The 18423-nt window shown below is 73.3% G+C and carries 14 protein-coding genes; 4 read left to right on the top strand and 10 right to left on the bottom strand.

The window, feature by feature from the left end; translation table 11 throughout:
* Positions 1-79: 79 nt before the first annotated feature.
* The 10 genes from D1J60_RS02025 to D1J60_RS01980 form a co-directional block, all read right to left on the bottom strand.
* A complete protein-coding gene (locus tag D1J60_RS02025) occupies positions 80-1057 on the bottom strand; it encodes a cyclase family protein (protein ID WP_125819878.1) in 978 nt (325 codons plus the stop codon).
* 60 nt (positions 1058-1117) lie between these two features.
* Positions 1118-2080: a TauD/TfdA family dioxygenase gene (locus D1J60_RS02020; RefSeq protein WP_125819877.1), complete on the bottom strand. Its 963-nt coding sequence runs from the start codon at positions 2078-2080 to the stop codon at positions 1118-1120.
* Positions 2081-2111: 31 nt separating this feature from the next.
* Complete coding sequence (locus D1J60_RS02015) at positions 2112-3062, bottom strand: AEC family transporter (RefSeq protein WP_125599495.1); 951 nt, start codon at positions 3060-3062, stop codon at positions 2112-2114.
* Between the two features lie 60 nt (positions 3063-3122).
* Complete coding sequence (locus D1J60_RS02010) at positions 3123-4004, bottom strand: aminotransferase class IV (protein ID WP_125819876.1); 882 nt, start codon at positions 4002-4004, stop codon at positions 3123-3125.
* A gap of 13 nt (positions 4005-4017) precedes the next feature.
* Positions 4018-4848 (bottom strand): hypothetical protein, encoded by an 831-nt coding sequence (locus tag D1J60_RS02005; RefSeq protein WP_125599502.1) that lies wholly within the window; start codon positions 4846-4848, stop codon positions 4018-4020.
* Positions 4849-4863: 15 nt separating this feature from the next.
* Positions 4864-6684, bottom strand: coding sequence for an asparagine synthase (glutamine-hydrolyzing) (gene asnB / locus D1J60_RS02000; RefSeq protein WP_125819875.1), 1821 nt, complete (start codon positions 6682-6684; stop codon positions 4864-4866).
* Between the two features lie 3 nt (positions 6685-6687).
* Positions 6688-7662 carry a U32 family peptidase gene (locus D1J60_RS01995; RefSeq protein ID WP_241253106.1) on the bottom strand — a complete coding sequence of 325 codons (975 nt, stop codon included), beginning with the start codon at positions 7660-7662 and terminating at the stop codon, positions 6688-6690.
* A complete protein-coding gene (locus tag D1J60_RS01990; protein ID WP_125819874.1) occupies positions 7659-8954 on the bottom strand; it encodes an ATP-grasp domain-containing protein in 1296 nt (431 codons plus the stop codon). Before D1J60_RS01990 ends, D1J60_RS01995 begins: the two co-directional genes overlap by 4 nt.
* Positions 8951-12739 (bottom strand): amino acid adenylation domain-containing protein, encoded by a 3789-nt coding sequence (locus tag D1J60_RS01985; protein WP_241253105.1) that lies wholly within the window; start codon positions 12737-12739, stop codon positions 8951-8953. Before D1J60_RS01985 ends, D1J60_RS01990 begins: the two co-directional genes overlap by 4 nt.
* 242 nt (positions 12740-12981) lie before the next feature.
* Positions 12982-14202 (bottom strand): MFS transporter, encoded by a 1221-nt coding sequence (locus tag D1J60_RS01980; RefSeq protein ID WP_125819873.1) that lies wholly within the window; start codon positions 14200-14202, stop codon positions 12982-12984.
* 412 nt (positions 14203-14614) lie between these two features.
* On the opposite strand from D1J60_RS01980, the gene D1J60_RS01975 reads away from it, so the two are divergent.
* The 4 genes from D1J60_RS01975 (at position 14615) to D1J60_RS01960 (ending at position 18413) form a co-directional block, all read left to right on the top strand.
* Positions 14615-15166, top strand: coding sequence for a DUF6328 family protein (locus D1J60_RS01975; RefSeq protein ID WP_125819872.1), 552 nt, complete (start codon positions 14615-14617; stop codon positions 15164-15166).
* Positions 15163-15357 (top strand): hypothetical protein, encoded by a 195-nt coding sequence (locus tag D1J60_RS01970; protein WP_125819871.1) that lies wholly within the window; start codon positions 15163-15165, stop codon positions 15355-15357. The genes D1J60_RS01975 and D1J60_RS01970 overlap by 4 nt, the downstream gene beginning before the upstream one ends.
* A 160-nt stretch (positions 15358-15517) precedes the next feature.
* Entirely contained in the window at positions 15518-17290 is a 1773-nt protein-coding gene (locus D1J60_RS01965; RefSeq protein WP_125819870.1) for a hydrogenase maturation protein, read from the top strand.
* A gap of 67 nt (positions 17291-17357) precedes the next feature.
* The gene (locus D1J60_RS01960; RefSeq protein WP_125819869.1) at positions 17358-18413 is read left to right on the top strand and encodes a hydrogenase expression protein HypE; all 1056 of its coding nucleotides are present in this window, start codon (positions 17358-17360) and stop codon (positions 18411-18413) included.
* Positions 18414-18423 lie beyond the last annotated feature (10 nt).

Raw genomic sequence — 18423 nt, 5'->3', positions numbered from 1 at the left:
ATCCCTCGTCGGAGCACCTCGATAGCCGGATTTTGAGTATATTCCTCACGTTTTGCCGGGGCGGCCGGTACGGGGGCGGTCAGAGCACGGCGACCGGGTTGACCGGTGAACCCGTCCCGCCCGGCACGTTCAGCGGGGACACGACGAGCATGAACGCGTGGCGGCCCGCCCCGGCGCAGGCGGCGGACAGCGCCTCCAGGTCGAGGTTGTCCAGGAGGGGCACCCCCATCGCCGTGAGGGCGAGGGCGTGGACGGGGGAGTGCAGGCCCTCCACCGGCGAGGGCCGCACGTCGCTGTCCCCGTCCGCGCCGAGCAGGGCCACGCCCCGCTCCGCCAGCAGCGGTACGGCGTCCACGTGCCAGCCGGCGCTGCCCGTTGCCGGGTCCCAGGGGCCCAGCTCCGCCCGGCGGCGGAACCGGCCGGAGCGCAGCAGGACCGCGTCGCCCTCCCCGATCCGCACGCCGAGCGCCTCCTCCGCGGCCAGGAGGTCCCGCGCCCGCACCGCGTGCCCCGGCTCCAGCCAGGGCACCCCCAGCACCGCGGGCAGGTCCAGCAGCACACCCCGGGCCACCAGCGGGCCGAGGGCCGCCACCGAGCCGAACCGGACGCCGCCCGCGCCGGCCTCCTCGTCCGCCGCGCGGCCGTCGTAGAGTCGCCCCCGGTAGCCGATGTGGGACAACGCGTCGAGGTGGCTGACCGACTTGCCGTGGTAGTCCGCGCCGAGGAAGTCCTTGTACGCGGACGGCTCCGGGTCCTCCACGTCGCCGAGGTCGGTCATGTGGTGCAGGGCCGGCCGCGCGTTGTCCGGGCCGGGGGCCGTGTCCCAGGGGCGCCCGAGCGGCACGACCGTCCCCGAGCGGACCAGCGCGGCGGCCCCGCGCACGTGGTCCGGCGTCACCCCGTTCCACGCGCCGCGTCCCGCAGCCCCGGCCTCCCACCGGCCCCAGGTGCGGACCGCCTCGAACAGGGCGTCGAACTCGCGGCGGGAGACGGCCGCTCCCCCGTCGGGGGGACCCTCCGGCGGGGGGACGGGGGCAGGGGCGGAGCTGGGGCTCATGGGGCACTCCGGGGTCGGTACGTCCGTGGCCCGACCTCTATGCCCGCCGGGGCGGGCCGTCTACCAGGCCCGCATCGGCTCCCCCTCCACGAGCTGCGAGACGAAGCCGTGCGGTCCCCGCGCCGGTTCCCCCAGGACCGTGACGCGGTGCATCACCCGGTCGACGTCGAGGTGGGCGAAGTCGGTGGGGGCGAAGTGGCAGGTGCTGCGGTTGTCCCACAGGGCGATGCTGCCCGGCTCCCAGCGGAAGCGGACCGTGTACTCGGCGCTGGTCAGGTGCTGGAACAGCAGCTCCAGCAGGTGGCGGCTCTCCAGCTCGGTGAACCCGGTGATCCGGGTGGTCGAGCCGGGGCTGACGAACAGGGCCTTCTCGCCGGTCTCGGGGTGGACCCGCACCACCGGGTGGACGGCCACCTGCGGGTCCCCGCAGTAGAGCCCCAGGATCTCGCGGTCCCGCTCGTCGGAGTGGCGCAGGTGCACGGCCGTGAAGAACGCGTGCTCGGCGGTGAGCCCGTCCACGAACTCGCGCAGCGGCGCCGACAGGCCCTCGTACGCGGCGACCGTGTTGGTCCACTGGGTGTCGCCGCCGAAGGCGGGGGTCCGCTCGGCCCGAAGGATCGAGAGGCTGGGCGGGTTGACGGCCTGGGTGAGGTCGCTGTGCCAGCCGGCCAGCGGGGAGGTCCACTTGCGTCGGTAGTGCTCCTCGAAGTCGGCCCCGTAGCGCTCGGTGTCGGCCTTCGGGTCCACGGTGAGGATCTCCGGGTACCCCTCGGGGTGCACGCCGTGCTTCTTGCCCTCGCGGCGGGTCAGCGCGCCGAAGCGGCGGCCGAAGGCTATGTGCTGGGCGTGGGTGATGTCCTGGCCGCGGAAGAAGACGACCCGGTGGGCGAGGACGGCCCGGCGGATCTGCTCCACCACGGCCTCGTCGAGCTCCTGCCCCAGGTCGACCCCGGAGATCTCGGCGCCGATGCGGCCGGCCACCTGCTCGACGGAGATCCTGGTGGGCTGCGCGGTCTGCGTCACGGTTGTGCCTTTCTGGAAGATCGGGTGTGGCTCAGCCGGGATGGGCCACCAGCTGCGTCCAGAGGGGGAGCAGCAGCAGGGCGACGACCGAGCTCTTGATGACGAGCGAGGCCGACATGTCGACCCCGACGTCGTAGCGCTGGGCGAAGATGAACAGGTTCTGGGGCGCGGGCATCGCCGCGATCAGGACGAGGTAGCTCAGCCACTCGCCCTCCACCCCGAAGACGAAGCGGCACACGGCGTAGGTGATCAGCGGCAGCGCCACGCACTTGAAACCGGTGATCCAGACCTCCTCCAGGGTGGTGCCGCGGATCTTGATCCCGCTGCCGCCCAGGTGCAGGCCCAGGGCGAACAGCGCGACGGGCGAGGCGCTGTCGCCGACGAAGGTGAAGCTGTCGAGCACGACCCCGGGGACCGTGACGGGCAGCAGGTTGAGCAGGATGCCCGCGTTGCAGGCGATCACGACGGGGGTCATCAGCGAGGCGGCGACGGCCGACCCGAGCCGCCGGGCCGGACTCCCGACCCGGTCCGGCCGCCCCAGTTCCATGATCGAGATGATGATCAGGGACAGCACGCACACCTGGAACAGCAGCACCGGGAAGATCGGTGCCGCGTTCCCGAACAGCATGATGAACACCGGCACGGCGAAGTAGGCCGTGTTCACCTGGACGGCCGCCATGATGCGCAGCGCCACGCCGCGCGGATCGCGTACGCCCAGGACCCAGGCCAGTACGCCGATCAGCGCGGCCGCGGCGCACGCGGCGGCCGCGTACCCGCTGATGGCCCGCCAGTTGAACAGGGCCCCCAGGTCACTGCGGTAGATGTTCCCGAAGAGGAAGCAGGGCACGGCGAAGAGGAACGCGTAGTCCGCGAACACCTTGGAACTCTCGGCCGGCACCACCTTCCGCCGTGCCAGGACGACCCCGCAACCGAAGGCCAGCACCACCGGTGCGAGTTTTTCCAGAGCCTCTACCGCTCCCATGCACGTGCCCTTGCTCCCGCGGCCCCCTGGAGGGGGCCTGTTTCCCTGTCGCGACGGCTCCTACCGGGCCCGGACGAGCTTCCGGTAAGCCGTGACGATCGTGCGTGTCACCGCGTTGCCGCCGACGTCGTAGTGATGATCATCGAGGCGGCCGACGGGGAGGATCTCACACGCGGTCCCGCACAGGAACGCGCCGTCGGCCTCGCCCGCGAACGCCGGGGGCAGGTCGGTGACCACGCACTCGATCCCCTCCCGTCTGGCGATGGCCAGCACGCACGCCCGGGTGATCCCGTCGATGGTGCAGCGGGTCGTCGGTGTGTACAGCGCCCCGCCCTTGGTGAAGAACAGGTGCGCACCGGTCGCCTCGACGAAGTTCCCGCGGTCGTCGAGGAGCAGGGCGTCGTCGAAGCCCGCCCGCAGCGCCTCGTTCTTGCTGACCGTGCCGATCATGTAGTTGCCGGCGGCCTTGCTCTTGACCGGCGCGTACTCCGGCGAAGGCCGGCGGTAGCGGCCCGTGACCAGCGAGATCCCCTGGTCCACGGCGTCCTCCGCCGCGTAGTAGCCCGCCGGGAGTTCCCACGCGGCCACCGAGGTGTGCACGGAGGTCTTCAGCGCCGCGGTCTGGATGATCTCCGAGCCCCGCCAGGCGTTCATGCGGACGTAGCCCTCGGTGATGCCGGCCTCGGCGACCACCGCGCGGGTGGCCTCGTACAGCACCTCCTCGGTGTGCTCCAGCTCGAAGTCCAGGATCCGGGCCGACGCGCCGAGCCGCGCGATGTGCTCCCTGAGCATGAACGCCTCGCCGCCGTAGACGCGGACGCCCTCGAAGATGCTGGAGGCGTAGTGCAGTCCGTGGCTCAGCACGTGGAGCCGGGCGTCGGCCCAGTCCACGAGGGAGCCGTCGTACCAGATCTTGCCGGTGCGCTGGTCGAAGGGGATCACAGCGGTCTCCTCCTCAGAGCGCGAGGTCGAAGAGCTGCCGCGGCAGGTCCCCGACGAGGGCGACGAAGCGCCGCTGGTGCTGGGTCAGGGCGCGCACCGACACCCCGTGCAGGGCCAGCGGGTTGATCGGGTACAGCACCAGGGTGTTGCTCCGGTACGGGACGGTCGTGACCTCCTCGACGTACTGCGGGTCGATGTCGAAGCGGTTGTCACCGTACTCGGAGGCACTGGTGTGGAACTTGTGCGCGCCCGGCCGGTACTTGTAGAGGACGAGGTCGCCGCCGGTCGCGTCGTCCTCGGGCAGGCGCATGTAGAACAGGCCGCCGAAGAGCTTGTGCGGCTTGTCCACGTGCGGTCCGCGGTAGGCCGAGGGGCGGCCGGTGACCGCCGAGTTGATGACGGCCGTGCAGTCCAGCAGGATGTCGTGCGTCTCGAAGGCGTCCCGGTTGCGCCGGCCCACGCGCAGCTCGCGCAGCGGGCCCACCAGTTCCTCGGCCTCCGGCAGGTTGGCGAGCAGGTCCTCCTGGAAGAGGTCGAGGAACTCCTCGTAGAAGGCCGGGGAGGCGTGGTAGGTCACGAAGTCCTTCCAGACCTGCGCCATCGTGTCGTCGGCGAGGATCATCTCGGACATGTAGTTGTAGCGCTCGTTCGAGGTGATCGGCTTCCCGATCCGCTCGCCGATGTACTCCGCGGTCGGCATCGACTTCGCCAGGGCGTCGTACAGGTCCTGGGGCAGGGCGTCGCTGATCACCACGTGCGGGAACGGGTCGCGGCGGATGTCCGCCTTGGTGACGCCGGCCAGGAGCGAGGTGATCGCGGGGCGGGACTCGGGCGTGTCGGTCATGTCCTGTCTCGTTTCTCAGGAGGTGGGGGTGAGGGGCGCGGGGGTCAGGCCGCGGGCGGAGAGCCAGGTCTCCAGGACCAGGAGCGACCAGAGCAGTTCGGCGGCGTGTGCCCCCGGGCTCTCGGTCTGGGAGCGGAAGAGTTCGCGGACCGCGTCCCGGCGGACGTAGTCCAGGCAGCGGGCGCCGGGGCCGAGGAGGACGTCGCCGACCATGTCGTACAGGGCCTCGCCCGGCCGGATCATCGCCGCCACCGGCAGGGTGAACGGCTGCTTGGGCCGCTCGACGACGCTCCGCGGCACCCAGCGCCGGGCGGCCCGCGCCACCGGCGCCTTCACGGTGCTGCCGGCCACCTTCACGGCGGCGGGCAGCGCGTGCGCCAGGCGCATCACCGACGGCTGGAGGAACGGGATCCGCGCCTCCACCGAGTGGGCCATGCTCAGGTGGTCCACGCGGCGCAGGATGTAGTAGGGGAACCGCTCCGCCTGGTCGTAGCGCAGCAGCGTCTCCAGCTTCCCGTGCGGGCCGGAGCGCACCCGGCGCGCCAGCTCGTCGCCGCTGAGGTCCCCGAAGTGGCCGCCGGCCGCCCGTACGCGGTCCAGGTGGGCGGGCGTGTACAGCCGGCCGAGCGCCGCCGGGCCGGCGACGGCCATCGTGTCCTGGTAGGCCCGGTGCCAGGCCACGTCGCCGTCCCGGTCCGCCTTGGTGAACCGCGCGTACCCGGCGAACAGCTCGTCCGCCCCGTCGCCCGTCAGGGCCACCTTGAACCCGGCCTCGTGCACCGCCTCGAACAGGGCGAAGGTGCTCAGGCTGTGCGGGGCGTTGTTCGGCTGGTCGAGGTGGCGGGTGAACCGCTCCACCAGCTCCGGGAACCCCGCCGGGTCCAGGAGCACCTGGTGGTGCTCGGTGCCGCAGTGGCGGGCCACCTCGGCCGCCCAGTGGCGCTCGTCGGCCGGCCAGTCGCCCCGGTAGGCGATGTTGAACGAGGCCACGTCCGGCACCAGGTGGGCGGCGAGGGCGGTGGTGTAGCTGGAGTCGAGCCCGCCGCTGGTGATCACGCAGACCGGGACGTCCGCGTCGAGCATGCGGCCCATCTCGGTGCGCAGCAGCCCGTCCAGCAGCTCCGCCGCCACCTCCACGGTCGGCTCGCCGCCGGGCCAGTCGACCTCGGCCGGCTCCAGGGCCGTGCGGGTGAGGCTCTCCCGGCCGGCCGCGAAGCGGAGCACCGAGCCGGGCTCCAGGGTGCGGACCCGGGTGTACACGGTGCCCGGGCCCCAGACCGCCTTCCCGCCCAGGTAGCGGTCGACCGCGAGCGGGTCCAGCTCGTCGGGGAAGTCCGGGAAGCGGGACAGCGCCCGCAGCTCGGAGGCGAAGCACAGCCGGCGGCCGTCGGCGGACACGTAGTAGTACAGCGACTTCATGCCCGCGTGGTCGGTGAAGAGCTTCAGGCACGGCTCCTCCCGCTCGTCGACCACCGCGATGGCGAACATGCCCTCCAGCCGGCTGGTGAAGGCGTCTCCGTACAGCTCGTACAGCGGCAGCAGCACGTCGCCGTCGCAGTCGCCCTCGAAGGAGTAGCCGTGCGCGGCCAGCTCGGCGCGCAGCTGCCGGTGGTTGTAGATCTCGCCGTTGAACACGCAGCACAGCGCGCCGCGCACGAAGGGCTGGTCGCCGGAGGCGATGCCCTGGATGGCGAGCCGGTTGTTGCCCAGCGCCCAGCCGTCACCGCGGCGGACGGTCTGCGCGTCCGGCCCGCCCTCGAACATCGCCGCCGCGACGGCGTCGAGCACCTCCCGCCCGGCGGGCTCCCCGCCGAAGCAGCCGTGGATGCGGCACATGGCTCACACCTCCGTGCGGCGGCCGGGGGCGGGGGCGCTCCCGGCGGCTTCGAGGGAACGGGCGGCGCGGCCGGCACGGCTCTGCCGGGCCCCGGGGTGGTGCCGGCCGACGAACTCGGTGACCAGCTCGACCTGGCGCAGGATGTCGTCCAGCTGGGCGGGCGACGGGCTGACCCCGTGCCCGTCCAGGGCACTGTTGCCCGTCTTCAGGTAGACCGGCGCCGCCACCCGCACGATGTCGGGGGCCTCGTAGGTGCGGATGAACCCGCCCGAGCTCCGCGGGTTGTCCACGTGCAGGTCCAGCGGGACCGTCACCGCCTGGCGCAGCGCCGCGATCATCGGCAGCGTCAGGTCGCGCACCGGGTTGAAGCTGTCCGCGCCCAGCATCTCCAGCATCTGCGCCGACGCGGGATTGCCCTGCCCGCAGTGCGCGGACACCTTCAGGTGGATCCCGGAGGGCAGCTCGCCGGCGGTCCGCAGCCGCCCCAGCACCCACAGCAGGCCCTCGTCGTAGACGACGAACCCGCGCACGCCCAGGCCGATCCCGCGCTTGACGTCCTCGACGGCGCGCACGATCTGCTCCTGCCCGCGCAGCCGGTAGCCGATCCGGGCCCCCTCGGGGGTCTGCGCCCCGGCCCCGATGTCGTTGGTGGCGCGCGGGCCGACCGACATCAGGACCTCGGCGCCGAACTCCTCGCCGAGCGCCACGTACTCGCCGATCTCGCGGGCCGTGTGCCGGTACATGCCGCGGGTCTCGGTGATGCGGTTGACGGTGAAGCCCCGGCGCCGGCTCTCGTTCAGCAGCCGCTCGGCGGCCCCCACCGAGTTCACCGTCGGCACCTCGATGCGGAAGTGCCCGCCGTCGGCGAAGACGGCTTCCGAGTCGGGCGTGAGCTGCGGGTCCCCGTCCGGCAGGCCCAGCCGGGCGAGCTGCCGGCGGGTCTGGTCGAAGAAGGCGGTCGTGGTCGTCGTCCTCACCTCGTCACCTCGAAACCGAGCCGCTCGGCGGTGCCGGCGACGATGTCCTGCGCGATGCGTATCGAGGTCGCCCGGTCGGGGTGCACGACCTGGACCTCGCCGAAGTTCCCGAGGTTGCCCCGGCAGGGCAGCAGGGTGGCGCCCTCGGGGAAGCGGACCGTGAACGAGTGCAGGCTGTCGCCGTACCGCTCGGCGGCCCAGTCCAGGTCCGGTACCCGTTCCGGGGTGGCCACCGCGTCGGCGGCACCGAACCAGCGGACGGTGGCGTAGCCGTCGAAGGACGTCGGGCCGCGCTCGACCGCCTCGTTCAGGTGGATCCGGACGAGCAGCTCGAAGATGTCCCCGCCGCCCGCGAGACGGAACAGGTTCGGCAGGCAGGAGCCCATGATGCGGGGGTTGAGCTCGATCAGCCGGGGCGTGCCGTCCGCGCCCAGCATCACCTCCACGTGGAAGACGCCGAGCCGCAGGCCGACCGCGGCGACGACGTCCTGCGCGAACCGCATCACCCGGTCGTGCTCCTCGGCGGAGATGCCCGCCGGGATCGTCGTACCGGTCTCCAGGGCCTCGTGCCGGTGCCAGGTCGAGCGCTCGCTGACCGCCAGCCGCAGGAACCGCCCGCGCACCAGGCCGATCTCCGCGGAGACGAACCGCCCGCTGAGGTACTCCTCGACGAGGATGCCCGCCGCGTACGCGCCGTCCGGGGCCCCGGCGAGGACAGCGGCCAGTTGCTCCTCGTCGGCGACGACGTGGGCGCCCTCGCTCCCGGAGCCCCGGGCCGGCTTGACGACGACGGGGTACCCGCCGGCCGCCGCGAAGGCCGAGGCCTCCTCGAACCCGCCGACGACCGCGTACCGGGTGGTGTCCACCCCGGCCGCCGCCAGCACCTGACGGCAGCGGTCCTTCTGCTTGGCCGTCTCGGCCGCGGCGGCGTCGGTGAACGGCACCCCGATCTCCTCGGCGATCCGCGCGACGGGGACCACCAGCGCGTCGACGGTGGCGACGAAGCCGTCGACCGGCCGCTCCCGGTGGACCTCCAGCACGCACGCGCGCAGCGCACCGGCGTCGGTGGCGTCCTTCAGGACGTGGACCCGGTCGACGAAACGCGCGTACGGGGAGGCGTCGAAGTCGATGTTCTGCGCCTGCTCCATGAGCAGCGAGCGGATGAGCGTGACGTGGTGCCCGAGCCGCTTGGCGGCCTCGAACGCGGGGGCGTTGCCCGCCTTCCAGGTCACGAAGACCACGTGCCGGGCCTCGGATGAGGAGGGGTGCGGGGGGTGCAGTGGGTCGGTCATCGTGTCTTCCTCGCGAAGCGCTGGCCGATGCGGACGAATCCCGGGACGGCGGTACCGGGGGTGGGGATGAAGGAGATCGAACCGGCGAGGATGTTCTTCTCGGACATCGAGCTGAAGCCGCCGGCGCCGGACAGCACCAGGTCGCCCTCGTCCAGGCACAGCCACGTGCCGTCCGGCTGCCGCTCGGAGTACGCGTAGCGCAGGTGCTCTGTGCCGCGCAGCACCTCCAGCCGGTAGCCGTCGGAGGCGTACAGGCCGGCGCAGTCGCCGAGTTCCATCTCGAACGGGCGGCCGGTGCGGATGAGCCCCTCGCCGGTGAGGGACCGCAGCAGGTCCTCGTAGAGCCCGAAGGCCGGGTACGCGTTGGCGAGCAGCAGCAGGAACGAGCGCTGCTCGGGGAAGATCTGGATGAAGTTGTGGTGGCCGCTGCCGTTGGAGTTGAAGCCGAAGGCGGACGGCCCGAACATCAGCCAGCCCAGGCCCCACGCGTGCATGAAGTGGTGGCCGGGGACGGGGATCTGGGGCGTGCGCATCTGGCGCGCCAGCTCGGCCGAGAGCAGCCGCTCGCCGCCCGGGGCGACCCCGTCGTCGACGGCCAGCATCGCGATCCTCGCCAGCTCCTCCAGGGTGAGGCAGACCGAGAAGGAGCCGGCCGCGTCGTCGGCGATGGTCTGCGGCGGCGGGTCGTGGCGCACGTACCCCTCGACCCGTTCGGTCCACACGTAGCCGGCCGAGACCGTGCCCCCGTAGTGGCCGCCCTCGGTGAGGGCCTCGGGAACCTCCCGGATGCCGAGCGGGGCGAGCAGCAGCTCGTTCACCGCGCGCCGCCACGGCACGCCCAGCAGCTTCTCGATCAGCGCGGCGACGATCGAGGTGCCGACCGCCGAGTACGCGAACACCTCGCCCGGCTCGAACAGCTGGCCGTAGGCGGGCAGCGTGGCGATGTAGGAGCCGAGGTCGGGCAGGCCGGTGTCGTGCCACACCTCGTACGAGTCGTCGACCCCGCTGGTGTGCGACAGGAGGTGGCGCAGCGTCACCTTCACGGTGCCCCCGTCGCGGCGCCGGAACGCCTGCGGCAGCAGCTCGTCCAGCGGCTGGTCCAGCCCCAGCAGGCCCCGGTCCACCAGGCGCAGCGCGACGAAGGCCAGCATCGGCTTGGTGACGCAGGTGACGCGCTGGCGGGTGGCGGGCCCGTACGCGGCGCCGGAGACGGTGTCGGTGACGCCGTGGTAGGTCAGCTCCAGTTCCCCGTCCAGGAACACGGCCGCGCCGGCTCCCGGTACGCCGTGGCCGCGCGCGGACTCGCGCAGCGTGTCGGCGACGGCGCGCCGCCGCTCCGCCGGCCCCGCCGACGCCCCGGCGGCGGCCGCCTCCCCGCGGGTGCGGCGCAGCAGGGCGGCCTGCTCCGCGAGGGTGCGGTGGCGGTAGGTCTCCGCCACCCGGACGGGCCGGCCGGCCGCGTCGGACAGGCGCGCCGCCAGCAGGGTGGCGAGCAGCGAGTGGCCGCCCACGGAGAAGAAGTCCACGCCGGGGGAGACCCGGGACAGGCCGAGCAGCTCGGACCAGATCCCCGCCACCTCGGCCTCGTCAGGGTCGTCGAAGGCGTCGCCGTCCGTGCCGTCACCGGGCGGCCGCCCCCAGTCGACGTCCCGGGCGGCCAGGGTCCCCCGGTCGACCTTGCCGTTGGGCAGCCGGGGCAGCCGCTCCTCGACGACGATCCGCGCGGGCTGCATGTAGTGCGGCAGCTTGGCCCGCAGATGGGCGGCCATGGCCTCGACGGTGACGGTGTCGTCCTCCAGGCCGACGTAGCAGACCAGCCGGGTGTCGCCGTCGGTGCGCACGGCCAGGGCCGCGACGTCCTTCAGGCCCACGACCCCGCGCAGCGCCGCCTCCAGCTCGCCGAGTTCGATCCGGAAGCCGCGCACCTTGACCTGGTTGTCCCGGCGGCCCAGGAAGCGGAGCTCGCCGTCCTCCGTCCACCGGGCCAGGTCGCCGGTCCGGTACAGCCGCCCGCCCGGCACCTCGCCGAGGTGCGCGGGGGCGTCGACGAACGAGGCCGCGGTGCGTTCGGGGTCGTTGATGTAGCCGGCGGCCAGGCCGTCGCCGCCCAGGTGGAGCTCGCCGGTGGCGCCGAGCGGCACGGGCCGGCCGAGCGGGTCCAGGAGGTGGGCGGTGGTGTTGTGGACGGGCACGCCGATGGTGGGCGCGCCGCCGGTGGGGCCGGTGAAGCACTTCCAGGTGGAGTAGGTGGTGTCCTCGGAGGGCCCGTACAGGTTGTAGAGCCGCTCGACGCCGGTGGAGGCGAAGGCCTCGTTCACCAGTTCCCGGGACAGCGGTTCGCCGGCCACGTTCAGCACGCGGGTGGAGGCGGGCACCGCGCCGCGCTGGAGCAGTACGTTCAGGGCGCTGGGCACGGTGTTGACGAGGGTGGGGCGCAGCCCCTCGTCCTCGGTGAGCGCGAGGACGTTGTCCACGACGACGACGCAGCCGCCCCGGGTGAGCGGGGCCCACAGCTCGTACACCGACAGGTCGAAGTTGAGCGAGGTGGAGAACAGCACCCGCCGCAGGTCCTCGTCCCCGTACGTCTCCTCGGCCCAGGCGAGGAGGGCGGCCACGTTGCGGTGGCTGATCACCACGCCCTTGGGCAGGCCGGTGGAGCCGGAGGTGTAGATCAGGTGGGTGGTGTCCTGCGGTCCGACGGTGACGGCCGGGGAGCGGTCGTCCTCGGTCTCCGCCTTCTCCGACAGCTCCCGCCAGGGCAGCGCCCGTACGGGCCCGCCGTCGAGCCATGCCGGGGCCCCGTCGCCGTCGTGGACGACGGCGGCCAGGTCGGCGGTGCCGGCGATGGCGGCCAGCCGGTCCGCGGGGTAGGCGGGGTCCAGCGGTACGTACGCGCAGCCCGCCTTGTGCACGGCGAGCAGCAGGGCGACGGCGTGGTGCGTGCGGCCCAGACAGAGGCCGACGCGGGAGCCCGGGGCGATGCCGTGGGAGGCCAGGGCCCGTGCCAGCCGGTTGGCGCGGGCGTCGAGGGCGCGGTACGTGAGCACGCCGCCGCGCCATTCGACGGCGGGGGCGTCGGGGGTGCGGGCGGCCTGGGCCTCCACGAGGGCGTGCAGCGGGGTGTCGCGGTCGTAGGGGCGGGCCGTGTCGTTGAAGGCGCGCAGCAGGCGCTGCTCCCGCGGGGACAGCAGGGCCAGTTCGGCCGCGGGGGCGCCGGGGCGGGCGGCCGCGTCCGCCAGCAGCGTGTCCAGGTTCGCGGCCATCCGCTCGATCAGCGCGGCGGGGAACAGGGTCCGGTCGTAGTGCAGGGTGAACAGCGGGCGGCCGTCCGGCGCGGGCCGGGCTTCCAGCAGGAGCGCGAGGTCCTCCGGGACCGGGGCCGTGCCGTCCGACTCCAGGAAGCCCGCCCGCAGCCCGCCGCCCAGGTCGGCCGCCGCGCCGGGCACCCGGTCCCGTACCGTCTGCCGGTGGGCGGCGGCGAGTCCCAGCGCGAGGGCGGCAAGGGTCTGGTCCGGTGCGAGGACGGACCGGACGGCTACCGGCGCGCCGTGCGCGCCGCCGGCCCGGGCCAGCACGATGTCGTCCTGACCGCTGTAGCGGTGCACGAGCACGGCGAACGCGGCGTGCCACAGGTCGGCGGCCGCGGCTCCGGCGGCCCGGCCGCCCGGCGGCACCGCGCCGGACCAGGAGTGCGCTGCGCTGCCCCCGCCGTCCGGGGCGCCGTGTCCGGCGTCCCGCACGGGCAGTTGCAGGGCCTGCGGTGAGTCGGCGGAAATGTCGCCCACAGTGATGGTCCCCTCGTCTGCATTTCGTTCACCTGCCGTGCGGCGGACATGCCGAATACACCCACGGCGCACATTTACGGACCCCGCGCGGTCGAATTGCGCCGCGACAGGGCATTCACACTCGGCGCTACGTCACCCGCCCGGAATGCGGAAACGGTGCGACGGCGCGGAAAAACTCCGGAACCGGAACAGGGAATTGAATGGCGGAGAATTCGGACGGAATGCGGGCCCCCGGTGCCCCGTTACGCCGTGACGGCGTCCGGGGCGGCCTCCCGGCCCCGCCGGGCCCGCTCGGCGATGCGCGGCATGGCGGCTCCGGCCAGCGCGAACCCGAGGGCCATGGCCAGCCAGCCCGGGCCGCCGTGGTCGACGGCGAGCCAGGTCAGCAGGGCCGGGGCGATCATCTTGCCCAGGTCCGCGCCCATCGCGTACGTGCCCTGGTACTGGCCCTGGGCGTGCTCGGGCGCCAGCGCGAACGACATCCCCCAGCTTCCCGCCGACTGCCGGATCTCGCCCAGGACGTGGGCCAGGGCGCCCAGGAGCAGCAGCGCTCCGGCGAGCGTGGCGGAGACCCCGCCGCTGAAGGAGAAGAACACGCAGGCGACCGCGAGGCACAGCGCCCCGGACCGCGAGGCCCGGGCGGCCGCGCCCGGCTCGTCCGTCCCGCGCGCGGCCCTCACCTGGAGCAGGACCACGGCGACCGTGTTGGTCAGGAGGATCGCGGCGATCATCCACCGGGGCGCGTTCGTACGGTGCAGCACCCACAGCGGCAGCACGACGTCGAGCAGCAGGTTGTGCATGGACAGCAGGCCGTCCAGCACCACGAACGCCAGGTAGGGGCGGTCGCGCAGGACGGTCAGGGCGGGCCCGGGGCGGGCCGGCTGCGCGGCCACCGCGGGCAGCAGCAGGGTGAGCAGTCCCGTCGCCAGGTAGGTGGAGGCGTTGAAGACCACGGCCGCCTTGTACGCCCAGACCGAGTCGGCGGCGAGCAGCAGGCCGGCCAGGGCGGCGCCCACCGAGACGCTCGCGTTGCTCGTGGCCCGCAGGTAGGCGCGGACGGTGACCCGGTCCTGCGGCGGCACCAGTCCGGCGACCATGGCCATGCGGGCGCTGCGGCTGGCGCTGTAGGCGACCGCCTGCGCGCTCACCACCAGCAGGTACGAGGTGAAGTCGTGCACCGCCAGCAGGGCCGCCGTGAGCGGCCCGAGGGCGATGAAGGACCAGATCTGCACGGAGCGCGGGCCGATGCGGTCGGCCAGGTGTCCGGTCGGGGTGCTGACCAGGAGGGCGATGCCGGCGGCGACGCCGACGCCGAGGGCGAAGCGGCCGGGGGTCAGCCCGAGCACGGCCGTCGCGAAGATGGCGTTGAGCGCCATCCACAGGCCCTGCCCGAGGGTGTGCACCAGGGTGATGCCGGTGAGGACGCGCGCCGGACCGGCGGGCGGGAGTAGTCGGCTCAGCATCGGCCTGCCGCAACGCGGTCCGCGCCGCCGAGAACGGACGCCGTGATTCTTCCTCTGACGCACGCCAGGATCACTGACACGCCCCCCACTCCTCGTCAAGCGCCGTTGCCGACGACAGGATTCGGGAAATTCCCCGTGGCTGCGGACCGAGATCGTCGGCCGCGCAGGCCATATCGAAACTTGATCTACGCCGGGCTGTCCAGGAAATGGTCCTGTGACGCCGATCACACGATTGAAACCCCTAGGGCCGGTAAAGGGCGAAGAAAAAGAATGTGCAGGAACGGTCGACGTTGCGCACTTACCGGCCGGTAGGGCATAGGGGCGGAAGGTCTGATTCCGGGGAGTCCCGTCCCCGGGAGGGTTGATCGGCGCGCCCGCCGGGCAGGCGCCGGGGTGGACGAGGGAGGCGTGTATGCCGCGAGAGAGGGCCCAGGGACGCGACGAGAGCCCGGAGGAGCGGGCGGACCGGCAGTGGCAGGAACTGATCCAGGAGATCCGCGTCGCGCAGACCGGCGTGCAGATCCTCTTCGGATTCCTGCTCACGGTCCCCTTCACCGCGCACTTCCAGGGACTGGCCGAAACCGACAAGGCGATCTACACCGCCACCGTCGTCCTCGGCGCCCTGGCCACCGGCGCGCTCATCGGCCCCGTCTCCTTCCACCGGATCGTCTCGGGGCGCCGCATCAAGCCGGAGGCCGTGCTCTGGGCCTCGCGCCTCACCTTCGCCGGCATCCTCCTGCTGCTGGCCACCTGCACCTCCGCGCTCCTCCTCGTGCTGCGGGTCGCGGCACCGGACGCCCTCGTGCCCTGGCTGGTTTCCGCCGTGGTCGCCTGGTACCTGCTGTGCTGGTACGCGCTGCCCCTGTGGGCCCGGATCCGCTACACCTCCGAGGAGGACCCGCAGCCGGAGGAGGCCCGGAAGACGCAGCCGGAGGAGGCCCGGAAGACGAGGAGTACGACATGAGCGAGCGCCGGCGGCACGACTGCGCGGAGGGCGGGACCCGGCGGGCCGGGGACGCCACCCCCGACGACGAGGCCGGCGGCCACACCGCCACGCAGCAGCGCCCCGGCATCGGCCGCGAGGAACAGGCCCGGCCCCAGCGGCCCGCGTACGGCCCCCGCCCCGAGAGCGAGAGCGAGAGCGACGACCGCTGACCGGGACCGCCGATCCACCAGGTGGCGGACCCCGGGCCCCCCTTCCGGGTGACACCCCTGCCGGGCTGCGGCACGCCACGCGGGGCGCGGGCCCACGATCGCCAGCGGCCGTACCCGCACCGCCCGCCGATCGCGGGGTTCCGGACGCCTGGGAGATCACGTGCACGTCCTGCTCGTCGCGAGCGCCTTCAACAGCCTCACTCAACGGGTCCACGCCGAACTGCGCGACCACGGACACAGCGTGGCGCTCGAACTGGCCCTGCCCGGCACGGACCTCGCCGCGACCGTCCGCCGCCACCACCCGGACCTGGTCCTCGCGCCGATGCTCAAGACCGCCGTCCCGCGCGAGGTCTGGTCCGCGTACACCTGCCTGATCGTCCACCCCGGACCCCTCGGCGACCGCGGCCCCTCCTCCCTGGACTGGGCCGTCACCGAGGACCGGACCCGCTGGGGCGTCACCGTCCTGCAGGCCGACGAGGAGATGGACGCCGGCGACGTCTGGGCGACCGCGGACTGCACGCTGCCGCCCGTCGGCAAGAGCGACGCCTACCGGGGCGAGGTCTCCGACGCCGCCCTCGCCGCCGTCCTGCTCGCCGTCGAGCGCTTCGCCTCCGGCAGCCACACCCCGGCCCCGCAGGGCCCCGCAACCGCCCGCCCCTACCTGCGCCAGCCGCACCGCCGGATCGACTGGGAGCACGACGGCACCGACACCGTCGTACGCGCCCTGCGGGCCGCCGACTCCCGGCCCGGCGTGCTGGACGACCTCCTCGGCGGCCAGTGGTTCCTGCACGGCGGCCACCCCGAGGACACCCTCCGCGGCCGCCCCGGCCGGCTGCTCGCCACCCGCGCCGGAGGGATCTGCCGGGCCACCCGCGACGGCGCCGTCTGGATCCCCGAACTGCGCGCCAAGCGCGCCCCCGGCGAAGCGGCCCCCGTCAAGCTCCCCGCCGTCCTCGCCCTCGGGGACCGGCTGCCCGCCCTCCCCGAGATCCCCGCCCCCCTCCACGTACCTCCGGCGGGCGCCCGCACCTGGACCGACATCCGCTACCGGGAACAGGGCGGAGCAGGCTTCCTGACCTTCTCCTTCCCCGGCGGCGCCATGAGCACCGGCCACTGCCGCCGCCTGCTCGCCGCCTACCGCGAGGCCTGCTCCCGCCCCACCTCCGTCCTCGTCCTCGGCGGCACCCGCGACTTCTTCTCCAACGGCATCCACCTCGGCGTCATCGAGGCGGCCGCCGACCCCGCCGCCGAGTCCTGGGCCAACATCACCGCCATGGACGACCTGGTCGAGGCGGTCCTGACCACCACCGACCGGCTCGTCGTCGCCGCCGTCGGCGGGAACGCGGCCGCCGGCGGGGCCATGCTCGCCCTGGCCGCCGACGAGGTCTGGTGCAGGTCCGGCGCCGTCCTGAACCCGCACTACCGGCTCATGGGGCTGTACGGGTCCGAGTACTGGACCTACACCCTGCCCCGCCGGACCGGCACCGGCGTGGCCGAACGGCTGATGGCCGACGCCCTGCCGCTCAGCGCCGCCGCCGCCCGCCGCCTCGGCCTCACCGACCGGACCCTCGACTGCGGCCCGCAGGACTTCGCCGGCGAAAGCGCCCGCCTCGCGGTCCGCCTCGCGGCCTCGCCCGCGATCCACTCCGCCATCGCCCGCAAGAAGGCCCGCCGCGACCGCGACGAGGCCGCCACCCCGCTCGCCGCCTACCGGGAGGCGGAACTGGCCCGGATGCGGGAGACCTTCCACGACCCGGCGGCCCCCTACCACGCGCTGCGCAGGGCCTTCGTGCGCAAGGAGCCCGCCGACCGGACCCCGCCGCACCTGGCACGCCCCGTACCCGGCCGGCACACCGCGCCGCTGCCCTCGCGCCGGCTCCCCGTCACTGGACCGGCCCCCTCCGACAGGGCGGCGGGCCCGCGACCCTGCTAGCAAGAAGGGTGGGGCACAACCCCAGGCCCCGGCCCGTCCCTCCCGCATCCCTCCCCAAGGAGCACCTATGGATGCAGCAACGCCCAGCGCGGTAGAGGACCCCCCGATCCACATCCTCTGGATCAACGCCGGACTCAGCTGCGACGGCGACTCCGTGTCCCTGACCGCGGCGATGCAGCCCAGCATCGAGGAGATCGTCACGGGAGTGCTCCCCGGCCTGCCGAAGATCGCCGTGCACTGGCCGCTGATCGACTTCGAGTGCGGACCGGTCGGCGGCGCCGACACCTTCATCGAGTGGTTCTTCAAGGGCGAGCGCGGGGAGATCGACCCCTTCGTCCTGGTCGTCGAGGGTTCGATCCCCAACGAGAAGATCAAGCCCGAGGGCTACTGGTGCGGGTTCGGCGACGACCCCGCCACCGGCCAGCCCATCACCACCAGCGAGTGGATCGACCGCCTCGCGCCCAAGGCCCTCGCCGTCGTCGCCATCGGCACCTGCGCCACGTACGGCGGCATCCACGCGATGGAGGGCAACCCCACCGGAGCCATGGGCGTCCCGGACTACCTGGGCTGGGACTGGAAGTCCAAGGCCGGCATCCCGATCGTGTGCGTCCCGGGCTGCCCCATCCAGCCGGACAACTTCTCCGAGACCCTGACCTACCTGCTCTACCAGGCGGCCGGATCCGCCCCGATGATCCCGCTGGACGACAAGCTGCGCCCGACCTGGCTGTTCGGCGCCACCGTCCACGAGGGCTGCGACCGGGCCGGCTACTACGAGCAGGGCGACTTCGCCCACACCTACGACTCGCCCAAGTGCCTGGTCAAACTCGGCTGCTGGGGTCCGGTCGTCAAGTGCAACGTCCCCAAGCGCGGCTGGATGAACGGCATCGGCGGCTGCCCGAACGTCGGCGGCATCTGCATCGCCTGCACCATGCCCGGCTTCCCCGACAAGTTCATGCCGTTCATGGACCAGCCGCCCGGCGCGACCCTGTCCACCAAGGCCAGCGGCGCCTACGGAGCCGTCATCCGCAAGCTCCGCGCGATCACCACCCACACGGTGGACAAGGAGCCCAAGTGGCGCCAGAAGGGCCGGCAGCTGACCACCGGCTACCGCCCGCCCTGGTGACGGGACCCTC

The sequence above is a fragment of the Streptomyces sp. W1SF4 genome (genome assembly GCF_003950035.1).
Lineage (GTDB): Bacteria > Actinomycetota > Actinomycetes > Streptomycetales > Streptomycetaceae > Streptomyces > Streptomyces racemochromogenes.
This window is presented reverse-complemented; position numbering and strand designations above follow the sequence as displayed.

Bases quoted from the DNA above. Each gene is read 5' to 3' on its own strand.
- D1J60_RS01980 (WP_125819873.1), bottom strand. From the start codon at position 14,202: ATGCTGAGCCGACTACTCCCGCCCGCCGGTCCGGCGCGCGTCCTCACC.
- asnB (WP_125819875.1), bottom strand. From the start codon at position 6,684: ATGTGCCGCATCCACGGCTGCTTCGGCGGGGAGCCCGCCGGGCGGGAG.
- D1J60_RS01975 (WP_125819872.1), top strand. From the start codon at position 14,615: ATGCCGCGAGAGAGGGCCCAGGGACGCGACGAGAGCCCGGAGGAGCGG.
- D1J60_RS01990 (WP_125819874.1), bottom strand. From the start codon at position 8,954: ATGACCGACCCACTGCACCCCCCGCACCCCTCCTCATCCGAGGCCCGG.
- D1J60_RS02025 (WP_125819878.1), bottom strand. From the start codon at position 1,057: ATGAGCCCCAGCTCCGCCCCTGCCCCCGTCCCCCCGCCGGAGGGTCCC.
- D1J60_RS02015 (WP_125599495.1), bottom strand. From the start codon at position 3,062: ATGGGAGCGGTAGAGGCTCTGGAAAAACTCGCACCGGTGGTGCTGGCC.
- D1J60_RS02005 (WP_125599502.1), bottom strand. From the start codon at position 4,848: ATGACCGACACGCCCGAGTCCCGCCCCGCGATCACCTCGCTCCTGGCC.
- D1J60_RS01970 (WP_125819871.1), top strand. From the start codon at position 15,163: ATGAGCGAGCGCCGGCGGCACGACTGCGCGGAGGGCGGGACCCGGCGG.
- D1J60_RS01960 (WP_125819869.1), top strand. From the start codon at position 17,358: ATGGATGCAGCAACGCCCAGCGCGGTAGAGGACCCCCCGATCCACATC.